10 protein-coding genes and 1 pseudogene are annotated in these 10,530 nt (G+C 38.2%); 5 read left to right on the top strand and 6 right to left on the bottom strand.

Annotated features, from left to right (window positions below):
- Positions 1-106: 106 nt before the first annotated feature.
- A complete protein-coding gene (locus A2003_RS06100) occupies positions 107-976 on the bottom strand; it encodes an EamA family transporter (protein ID WP_171293851.1) in 870 nt (289 codons plus the stop codon).
- 105 nt (positions 977-1,081) lie between these two features.
- On the bottom strand, positions 1,082-2,314 hold the full coding sequence (serA, locus tag A2003_RS06095; RefSeq protein WP_004909533.1) for a phosphoglycerate dehydrogenase: 1,233 nt from the start codon (positions 2,312-2,314) through the stop codon (positions 1,082-1,084).
- Between the two features lie 356 nt (positions 2,315-2,670).
- On the opposite strand from serA, the gene A2003_RS06090 reads away from it, so the two are divergent.
- The 3 genes from A2003_RS06090 (at position 2,671) to A2003_RS06080 (ending at position 5,821) form a co-directional block, all read left to right on the top strand.
- The gene (locus A2003_RS06090; RefSeq protein ID WP_005403295.1) at positions 2,671-4,080 is read left to right on the top strand and encodes a D-2-hydroxyglutarate dehydrogenase; all 1,410 of its coding nucleotides are present in this window, start codon (positions 2,671-2,673) and stop codon (positions 4,078-4,080) included.
- Between the two features lie 212 nt (positions 4,081-4,292).
- Entirely contained in the window at positions 4,293-4,958 is a 666-nt protein-coding gene (locus A2003_RS06085) for a hypothetical protein (RefSeq protein WP_153569523.1), read from the top strand.
- Between the two features lie 98 nt (positions 4,959-5,056).
- The gene (locus tag A2003_RS06080) at positions 5,057-5,821 is read left to right on the top strand and encodes a nucleotidyltransferase domain-containing protein (protein WP_286686974.1); all 765 of its coding nucleotides are present in this window, start codon (positions 5,057-5,059) and stop codon (positions 5,819-5,821) included.
- A 259-nt stretch (positions 5,822-6,080) separates the two neighbouring features.
- Here the strand turns inward: A2003_RS06080 and A2003_RS06075 are convergent, their stop codons facing one another.
- The 3 genes from A2003_RS06075 to A2003_RS06065 all read right to left on the bottom strand — a co-directional run bounded on the left by A2003_RS06075 (position 6,081) and on the right by A2003_RS06065 (position 7,979).
- Entirely contained in the window at positions 6,081-6,395 is a 315-nt protein-coding gene (locus tag A2003_RS06075) for a putative quinol monooxygenase (RefSeq protein WP_286686973.1), read from the bottom strand.
- Between the two features lie 12 nt (positions 6,396-6,407).
- On the bottom strand, positions 6,408-6,998 hold the full coding sequence (locus tag A2003_RS06070; protein ID WP_286686972.1) for an NAD(P)H-dependent oxidoreductase: 591 nt from the start codon (positions 6,996-6,998) through the stop codon (positions 6,408-6,410).
- Positions 6,999-7,106: 108 nt separating this feature from the next.
- The gene (locus A2003_RS06065; RefSeq protein WP_286686971.1) at positions 7,107-7,979 is read right to left on the bottom strand and encodes a DUF4349 domain-containing protein; all 873 of its coding nucleotides are present in this window, start codon (positions 7,977-7,979) and stop codon (positions 7,107-7,109) included.
- A 182-nt stretch (positions 7,980-8,161) separates the two neighbouring features.
- Between A2003_RS06065 and A2003_RS06060 the strand changes: the two genes are divergently transcribed.
- Together A2003_RS06060 and craA are read left to right on the top strand one after the other, a co-directional pair.
- Positions 8,162-8,533 carry a hypothetical protein gene (locus A2003_RS06060; protein WP_286686970.1) on the top strand — a complete coding sequence of 124 codons (372 nt, stop codon included), beginning with the start codon at positions 8,162-8,164 and terminating at the stop codon, positions 8,531-8,533.
- Between the two features lie 364 nt (positions 8,534-8,897).
- A complete protein-coding gene (craA, locus tag A2003_RS06055) occupies positions 8,898-10,133 on the top strand; it encodes a chloramphenicol efflux MFS transporter CraA (protein ID WP_164978059.1) in 1,236 nt (411 codons plus the stop codon).
- Positions 10,134-10,153: 20 nt separating this feature from the next.
- On the opposite strand, the pseudogene A2003_RS06050 reads toward craA, so the two are convergent.
- Positions 10,154-10,530 (bottom strand): annotated as a pseudogene (locus A2003_RS06050) (YccS family putative transporter); the annotation flags it as partial.

Genomic DNA, 10,530 nt, shown 5'->3' with positions numbered 1-10,530 from the left:
GGATATTTTTCATGGAAGATCTACAAAAGCAAAGTAAAAAATACCTACAAGATAGGTGGTTTGATTATAAGATGAAGACAGTACATCGTGATGGAACGCTTTCATTTTATTTATTCACTTTTTGCTGTCGAGCATGTTGAGTGGTAAATGTACAACCGATCGATGCGATGATAATCGTGCCAAGCGCAAGCCATTGATTCCACAATAAAGTCTCACCCAGAAAAATAAATCCTGATAATGCAGCTACGGCAGGTTCAAGACTCATGAGTGTTCCAAAACTTAAAGGAGTTAGGCTTCTTAATGCGATCATTTCTAAAGTAAAGGGCAATGCACTTGCTAAGATTGCCAGTCCAATAAAATAGTAGATATTTGGCAATTCAACGACACGGTCAAGTGCCCCTGAAAAGATGGCAAAAGGTAATAAACACAGCATGCCGATGCTCATTCCCAAACAGACAGTATGATTGCCTGAAATGCCAGAAGGCTTCTGCCCTGCAATAATATAAAGTGCCCAACAGGCACCCGCACTGACAGCAAAAAAGACACCGACTAGATCTATTCCTTGCTGGGCTTGTTGTAGCGGAAAAAGTAGAATCAAGCCTAAAATGGCACATCCCACCCAAATGAAATCGTATTTTTGGCGAGCATGATAAAGTGCTACGCTCAAAGGTCCAATAAATTCAAAAGCAACAGCCAAGCCTAGAGGTAAGCGCTCCAGTGATAAATAAAAGAGGGCATTCATTCCTGCTAGTGCCATGCCGTAGCTGAGAATGGCTTTCCAACGAACAACTGTAAAGTTGATGGTCCAAATTTTAAAAATAACCGCCAAAATAATCGCACCAAAACATAGGCGCATTGCGGATACAGTCAATACAGGAAAACTTTGAAATAAAATTTTGGCTAAAGAACCGCTACCTTGTACACATAACATGGCGATCATTAAGAGGAGGAGTGCGTGCACAGGTGTTTTTAGCATTGGGACACTTATTATTAGAACAATTGGTTTAATATTCACATAATAATTCAATCACCAATAAAAAAGCCACAGCAAGTGCCGTGGCTTTTGAGTGAATTGTCTAAATTAGAACAATACACGTACTCGGATTGTACCTTCTACATTATGTAGAGTATCCAAAGCTTCTTGAGATGCAGAAGCATCAACATCCATTACCAAGTAACCGATATCACCTTTAGTCATTAAAGATTGACCAGAGATATTGATTCCTTGTTCAGCGAACAATGTATTGATCTTAGACAATACACCAGGAACGTTTTTGTGGATGTGAAGTAAACGATGTTGACCATCAGAAAGTGGTAATGCGATTTCTGGGAAGTTCACCGCAGAAAGTGTCATACCTTTATCTGAATACGCAACGAATTTTTCAGCAACTTCTAAACCGATGTTTGCTTGCGCTTCCATCGTAGAACCACCCACGTGCGGTGTTAAAATCACGTTGTCTAAGCCGCGAAGTGGGGATTGGAATTCTTCACCATTTGCTTTTGGCTCTTTCGGGAATACGTCTACTGCAGCACCAGCGATGTGACCAGATTTAATCGCATCAGCTAAATCTTCGATAATTACACATGTACCACGTGCAGCATTGATGAAGATTGAACCAGGCTTCATTTTCGCAAACTGTTCTTTCTTGAAGAAGTTACGCGTAGAAGGAACATCAGGAACGTGCAAAGAAACCACATCAGCAGTTTCTAAAAGCTCATCCAAAGAACCGACTTGGCGTGCATTACCTAACGGTAATTTAGTTACCGCATCATAATAGCAAACTTTCATACCTAAGCTTTCAGCTAAAACTGAAAGTTGAGAGCCGATAGAACCGTAACCTACGATACCTAATGTTTTACCACGAGTTTCGTATGAACCAACAGCCGATTTGTTCCAACCACCTGCATGCGTATCTTTTGATTTTTCAGGTACACGACGAAGTAATAAAATTGCTTCAGCAAGAACCAATTCTGCTACAGAACGCGTATTCGAATACGGTGCGTTGAAAACAGGAATACCACGAGACATTGCTGCTTTTAAATCAACTTGGTTAGTACCAATACAGAAACAACCTACCGCAATCAATTTATTCGCTGCTTCAAAGATTTCTTCAGTCAATTGAGTACGCGAACGAATACCAATAAAGTGCGCATCTTTAATCGCTTCTTTCAAAGCTTCGCCTTCAAGCGCAGTTTTGTGGTAATCGATGTTGGTATAACCCGCAGCGTTTAATGTATCGATGGCATTTTGATGCACACCTTCAAGCAAAAGGAAACGGATTTTGTCTTTAGGTAGTGATAGATGTTGGCTCATTACGGCTCCGCTACAAAGGCCAAAATTTAGTTGCGGTATCATAGCATAGAGCTTTGTGTTATAGATATTTCGTTTAAAATTAGCTCAGCATAATTGTTGAGATTTTTTCAGTTTCGAATGAATTTTAGTTCATATACACATTTTGTTATGACGAGATGTTTATCCTGTGCTTTATCCCTCGCTTGCTTACATGTAAAATAAAGGAATACGAAGCTCGAACTCGTTGTGTAGACAGTTTGATAGTTCGCTAGCGTTTCTATATTTTGGATGTTTTGAATCCTTTGTTTTCAAGCCCTTGAAATACACTCAGGATCATCCAGAAGTCCTATATCTCTTTCTTACTAGGCCTGAAAACGATGAATGCTCCAGTCGCTTTAACACCCGAGTTATTGACCCTCTTAACGGCAATCGTGGGTGAAAACCGTATTAAAACTGATGCCGATAGCTTGGAAAATTGGGGACGAGATCATACTAAACACTTTGATCCGAACCCATCAGTCATCGTTTTTCCATCAAGCACTGAACAAGTTCAAGAGATTGTAAAACTGGCGAACCGTTTTAAAGTGGCAATCACGCCATCAGGTGGTCGCACAGGTTTATCTGCTGGTGCGGTAGCGAACAATGGCGAGATCGTGATTAGCTTTGACAAGATGAATCAAATCTTGGAATTCTTGCCAGCGGATCGTATGGTTCGTGTTCAAGCAGGCGTGGTGACTGAGCAATTGCAAAATTATGCCGAACAACAAGGCATGTATTACCCAGTTGATTTTGCATCGACAGGTTCTAGTCAAATTGGTGGAAATATCGGAACCAATGCAGGCGGTATTAAAGTTATCAAATACGGCATGACACGTAACTGGGTGCTTGGTTTAACGGTTGTTACGGGTAAAGGTGACATTTTACGTTTGAACAAAGGCATGATTAAAAATGCGACGGGTTATGCGTTGCAGCATTTGTTTATCGGTGGAGAAGGCACATTAGGTTTGGTGACAGAGGCTGAGATTAAACTTGAGCGTCAACCACAAAACCTACAAGTCATGGTATTGGGTACGCCTGACTTTGAAGCGGTGATGCCTGTATTACATGCTTTCCAAAAAGAAATCGACTTAACCGCATTCGAGTTCTTTGGTGAAGTGGCAATGCAAAAAGTGTTGGATCGTGGTCATGTACAACGTCCATTTGAAACAACTTGCCCATTCTATGTATTACTTGAATTTGAAGCGCCGTATGAGCCGATTATGGACAAAGCAATGCAGATTTTTGAGCATTGTATGGAACAAGGTTGGGTGATTGATGGCGTAATGAGTCAAAGCTTAGAACAAGCACAGAGCTTATGGCGTTTACGTGAAGATATTTCGGAATCGATTGCACCGTATATTCCTTATAAGAATGATATTTCAGTGTTAATTTCGCATGTCCCTGCGTTTATCTCAGAAATTGATGCGATCGTTTCACAAAACTATCCAGACTTTGAAATCTGCTGGTTCGGTCATATTGGTGACGGTAACTTGCATTTAAATATTTTAAAACCTGAAAACCTAACTAAAGACGAATTCTTTGCGAAGTGTCAGGTGGTGAATAAATATGTGTTTGAGACTGTGAAAAAATATGATGGTTCGATCTCTGCCGAACATGGTGTGGGAATGACCAAGAAACCGTATTTGGAATATTCACGTTCGCCTGAAGAAATTGAATATATGAAAGCATTGAAATTGGCATTTGATCCGAATGGGATTATGAACCCAGGGAAGTTATTTGATCTTTAAGAAGCTATATAATTAATTGATGTTTAAATCAAAAAACCGCAATATATTTAATTGTATATTGCGGTTTTTCTTATATAAAAATTTATAAAAAAAATTTTGCAGGGTAAAATATTAATTGAATTAAATTTTTTAATTCTTTAATAAATTATAAAATTAATTGAGGATAATAAAATATGAGTATTTCAAAATTCTTTAAAGGATTTGGAGAAATTGTGGAAGGCACTGCTAAATTAACTGGTGAAGCCATTAACGGTGCATGTGGTGTTATTTCAGATATAACAGGTGCAGAATCACTCAAACAAGTAGGGGTTTTGGCTAAAGAATCAACACATCAAACAGGTAAAATTCTTAATCATCTATCTGCAGGAGTTGGCAAGACAACTGAAGGTTTATTAGATGATAATCCTCAAATGCGAGATCAAGGACTTTCTCAATTAGGGAATACTGTTGTAACAACAGCAAAAGGTGTGGTTGGGGGAGTTGTTGTGACTGCCAATAAAGTTGGTGATGTTTTTGAGGCTGTTATCAATGAAGATATGGATAAAGCTAAATCAGCACTGAAAGAGGTTGCAATCATTGGTGGAGCAGCTATTTTATCTGTTGGGGTTCTAGAGGTCGCAGGTGTTACTAATATCGTTGGTGATTCTACTGATATTCCGCCTTCTTCGGATATAGCTGTAGAAGGGAACAATGTAGATAATACACATTTTGTAAACCCGCACCATGTAGAAGGGTATACAACATCATCTGGTACTCAAGTTGATGGATATTGGCGAGATGGTGACGGAAATACCGCTTATGATCGTACAGTTGATAATGGTGGAGGGTATCAACAGACGAATCCCGATAATACGATTCTTAATAATCTTAAAGGTTAGGTAAGCTTAAGAATTATTAAGGTTATGCAAATTTATTAAAAGCTAAATAAAAAGTGTATTTTCGTAAGTGCACTTTTTTAAATAGAAGTAAAATTAACATGAACATCCATCACGAAATCGAAAGACTATTCGAACAGCGCCAAGACATTCCATTATTTTATATCGAAAGTGGTAGTCGTTTATGGGGTATGGCCAGCCCTGACAGCGACTATGATGTACGCGGTTTTCATTTACCGAGTAAAGAGCAATATTTTGATTATAAAAAGTACCGTGATCTAATCGAAATCATGGACGGTGATTTTGATTTCGTTTCTTATGATCTCGACAAAATGTTTGGCTTATTGGCAAAAAGTAACCCAACGGTATTGGAATGGGTCAGAGCACATATTGTTTATTTTAATGCTTTTCCAGAATGGCAAAGCTTTCGCGATGGATTGCTTGAGCGAATCGACTATAGTGCGCTATATCACCACTACTTATCGCTGGCGAAAGGCGGTATGAAAGTGATGCAAACTGCGGATAATTTTACTTATAAGAAAGTATTTTATTCGATTCGTGGTTTGATGTCGGCAGAGTTAGCAACTCAAGAAGTCATGCCTGAATTATTGATTACCGATTTATTTGCACAAGTCTCTGAGCATGATCCATTACGTCATTGGGCAGAAGATTATTTGGAAATTAAAAAACAGCAGAAAGAAAAAGCCCAACTACCTGAAGTGGAACAAGCAGCGATTCTCAAATTATTGGAAAGTAAGATTGAACAATTAGCTGCTAAAGAAATGCAAAAAGCTGATCGTCGAGAGGGCTTAGAGCGTTATTTAACGGAGTATAGCCGACATTTGAAGCAGTATTATTATCAGTAAAATCATTTGTTTATATTTTTCTTTGTCTTGACGGAGTCGTATTGTATTCTCATTCATATTCAAGATTAGCCTTCGGCTGGAGTTACTTTGGTTTTGCCCAAAGTAACCAAAGGCATTGTCATCTGCAAAACCTGTTCACTTCTTGTATTAATTAAAATTTATTGCAGAAACAGTATCTTCTTGAAATCACGCAGGTTGCAGATGACATTACCGAGTATCATATATTTTATGAGGATTTGATAAATAACCAATCTTTGTTCTAAATCCCATTTTCCAAAATACGCACTTTGACATTAGCCACATGCGCTTTGGTCGCTTCAAAATGCTTCAGCATATGTGCCGTTTGCATATGTGCTTCAAGATGAGCGGTACTTTCCCATTGTTCTAACATCACAATGCTATTTTCATCTTGCGTCTGCATCGCAATCGCTGGTAGATGATCAATCAATGGGGCATAACCTTGACAACCTTCTTCTGCCAATACAGTTGGAATGATTTTTTGGAAAGCATCTAGCACTGCTTGGCGGTGTTCTGCACCTGCATGTGTCTGAATTTCTGCAATAATTGTCAACATAGTATTTCTCTCTTAATGTGCAGTCGCAAAAAGCTGATCTAAATGTGCTTTATAAGCTTCGATGTAGCTTGGGACATCAGGCATTTTGATTACATCATTCACGATAAATGTAGGTAATGATTCCATACCCAAGAACTGATTGGCTTTATGAAAAGGTAAATACACGCCATCTACACCCACGCCGTGAAAGAATTGATCAGGATCAGTGAAGGCTTCCATTGGTGCATTCCATGTGAGCGACAACATGTATCTTTTACCTTGAATCAAGCCACCTGAACCATACTTTTTAGAAGCATCAGAACGGCTACGTCCATCGCTTGCATAGAGTGAACCATGACCAATCGTAAAAACATCATCAATATATTTTTTCATCGTCCATGGCGCACCCATCCACCAACCTGGCATTTGATAGATCACCACATCTGCCCATAAATATTTTTCAATTTCTGCTTGGATGTCATAGTCACTGTCGGTACGTGTCACTTGTACAGTATGACCTAAAGCTTTTAAATATGATTCTGAAAAGTCAGTCAGGGTGTCATTCAATTCACCATTTGAGTGAGCGAATTGTTTCGCGCCATTAATAATTAAAATATTGCTCATAAAATGAAACTCAAAAATAGATTTCTAAAACTTGAGTGCATTTTAGAGAATCTATTGATGAGTAAAAATGCGCAAATAAGCAAAATACTATTGATCAAAAATCAACAATTAGCTGCTTTGTTTTCTAGATTTATAGGCTTTACGAATAAACCAAACTGCAACAATTATAAGGAAAAATGCCCAGAATTGGATCAACCACAAAATAGTTTCTTTAAAATAAGAAAGCCCAATTTTGAATGCATCGGCTATCCGAGTCATTAAAGGTTCGCTATCGAGATGTGCAATACGATGAATGTTTAAATCTTGAGTTTTGCGAACTTGTGCTTGTTGAAAATATTCGATGCGTATTGTGCTGTAAGCCAATCGATCTTTGACTTCAAGTTGAGTCAATTGTTGAAGTTGATTATTGACAGTATTCGATGTGCTAGGGCTTTGATTTGCAGTATTAAGTTTTTCTTCTAACAGTTTCAGTTCATATCGCTTAGCTTCATAGCTTTGATTATTAAAGTTCAACATCAAAGGCAACAGGCTATTCAAAAAGGCAGTAACTTGTTCATTTGGAACACGAATCGTAAGTTGTACGGTAGGGATGATTTTTTCATAAACATCTATATGACCATCGAGACGTTCGCGCTGCGAACTATCACTAACCTGATAATTCACTTGTTTTTCTTCGATATAGCCATTTTGTTTGAGGAGTTGCTGTTCAAGTATAGCCGTCGTTTTTTGAACATCTTTGACTTCAAATTGCAGTTGAGCTGTTTTTACTAATTGTCGACTTTGTTCTAGGGTGCTTTGCTGATCACTGAGCAATTGCTCAGGATTTTTTGCAATCTGACTTTGAGATGTATCTTGCGCTGCGGCAACACTTTCAGTGGCTATTGCAGCTTCACCTGCAGGCGCTTCTTCCTTTTTTGAACAAGCAATTACTGAACTGCTTATGATTAAAATTAGAGTTAACTTTTTTGCTAAATCTGACATGTGTGTATGCCTAAAAATTTCTGATATTGATGTTATGGGTTTGTTTTATTTTGAGGATCACAATTGTTATCAAAGCATAGATAAATACAACAAATCTCTCATATGTCGCATACATTTTGTTATTCGACAGTTCATTTTTGCATAGTAGCATAAAAGAATAATGCAAATCGGAAGACTACAAAATGCATAAACTTTGGATCATTTTAGGATGTGGAATTTTTTTGACTGCATGTAATCAACCGATTGCTCAGTCGCAACAACAAGCTGCTGTGCAAAAAAGTACAGCGATGCATGCAGTACTACTTGACCAACCCAATTTGTTTCATGATGAAACCAATCTCAAAATTGATCAGCAATTTAATCGTGCTGAAAATCCTACAGATGCTGAGATTACCGTAGAGCAAGCGCAGTTAGATGATTCGGTAGCGGCTATTCGCACTGAATATCAGTTAAAACGTGATCAAGAGACTTGGAAAGTGGTGAATAAAAAACAAAGCTATCAATGTGCTCGAGGAGGGAATACCAAGACTTTCCAGTTTGAGCTATGTCCTTAAATGGTGAGTTATCTTTTTAGGTCGTGTGAAAGTTGAGCAGAATTGTGGATAACTTTTTGGTTATTCACATATCCACACAATTGATTTGCTTTGCTTAAATTGCGGTCATTTTTAAAAAGTGCTAAAGTTGCGCTTGGAAATTTTTCCAATGGGTAAAACTTTTTACCAATCTCACGTAAATAAATTGTTTTCTTAATACACCTTGTGAATACGGTGTTTTCACACTTTTACATGCGCTCTCACTGCATGGAAATCAAAATTTAATTTAAATCAAAACCATAAAATGATGTGGTGCGGAATCTATTTTCTTTTTTTCAGAGAAATAGACGGCACACGAATTGGTTATTTTTGTGAATAAAACATGATGACGAATAATCAAAGCATGACGTTAAACCGTATAACGCTCATGTTTCCATTGGCTTTAGTGCTATTTGAGTTTTCAGTTTATATCGGTAATGACTTGATTCAGCCAGCGATGTTGGCGATCACAGAGCAATTTGCAGTTAGCGCAACTTGGGCACCATCTTCAATGTCATTTTACTTATTGGGTGGTGCTAGTGTCGCTTGGTTACTGGGACCACTTTCAGATCGGCTTGGACGTAAGAAAGTCTTATTGGCCGGTGTAGCTTTTTTTACGATTTGCTGTTTGTTGATTTTATTGACCCATAATATTCAACAATTCCTGACCTTGCGCTTCTTGCAGGGTATTGGTTTAAGTGTGATATCAGCCGTTGGATATGCGGCAATTCAAGAAACTTTTGAAGAGCGTGATGCGATTAAAGTCATGGCATTGATGGCAAATATCTCCTTGCTTGCGCCTTTGCTTGGACCTGTATTAGGCGCGTTCCTGATTGATTATGTGTCATGGCACTGGGGCTTTGTGGCGATTGCTTTTATTTCTTTTCTCAGTTGGTTCGGCTTAAATAAATTTATGCCAGCCTCGCAAGAAAGTCGTAAACAAGCGAAACAACCCTTTCGTTATATTTGGGATGATTTCAAACAAGTATTTAGTAATCGCCAGTTTTTAGGTTTAAGTGTTGCATTACCGATTGTAGGAATGCCACTGATGCTGTGGATTGCTTTGTCACCGATTATTCTCGTGGATGAGTTAAAGCTGAGTAGTGTGCAATATGGCTTGGCGCAGTTTCCTGTGTTTTTTGGTTTGATTGCAGGCAATATCGTTCTGATCAAAATTATGGATCGTTACGCACTTGGTAAAACCATTTTAATGGGTTTGCCGATTATGCTAGTAGGTACTTTATTTTTGATGCTCGGTGTGATTTGGCAAACCTATTTAGTGCCTTGTTTGCTGATCGGTATGACCTTAATTAGTTTTGGTGAGGGAATTAGCTTTTCAGTGATTTATCGTTTTGCATTGATGTCTTCCGAAGTATCGAAAGGAACGGTTGCTGCTGCGGTTTCAATATTGATGATGGTGAGCTTCTTCTCAATTATTGAGGTGGTTCGTCTGCTATATACCTATTTTCATATTTGGGCATTTGTATTGACGAGTTTTGCCTTGATAGCTTTTTGGTTTGGCATACCTCGAATGGTACTTAAGCAATATATGCAAACAAGGCTGCAACAAGGCATTCATTAAATAGCGTTGAGCTAAACGCGCTACTTAATTTCTAGTTCAAGTAGTTTATTTTTTAACATCACCAATTCGGGCAGAGTCTCAAGCAATAGCGTTATTTGTTTTAACAATAGTTGCTGTTGTTCTGAGACTTGAGCTATTGAATTTAAACGATCAATTTCGCTAAACATCTCTTGGATGTGCTTTTCTGGAAGCGCTTGCCTTTCGATCAATGTTTGATTAAGCAATATTTCACTCTGGTCTAATAGCTTCAAAATATTTTGATCTTGAATTTGCACACGTTGATGACCCAGTGCTGAAACATAGCTCAACTGACTATGACTGTAGACCAAATAGCGAAATGCATAGTGAATGAGTTCTTGGTTTGGTTCAGGTTCTGTACTCAGACTAGAAATCATAT

This window comes from Acinetobacter sp. GWC1_38_13, from assembly GCF_001767535.1.
Lineage (GTDB): Bacteria > Pseudomonadota > Gammaproteobacteria > Pseudomonadales > Moraxellaceae > Acinetobacter > Acinetobacter junii.
This window is presented reverse-complemented; position numbering and strand designations above follow the sequence as displayed.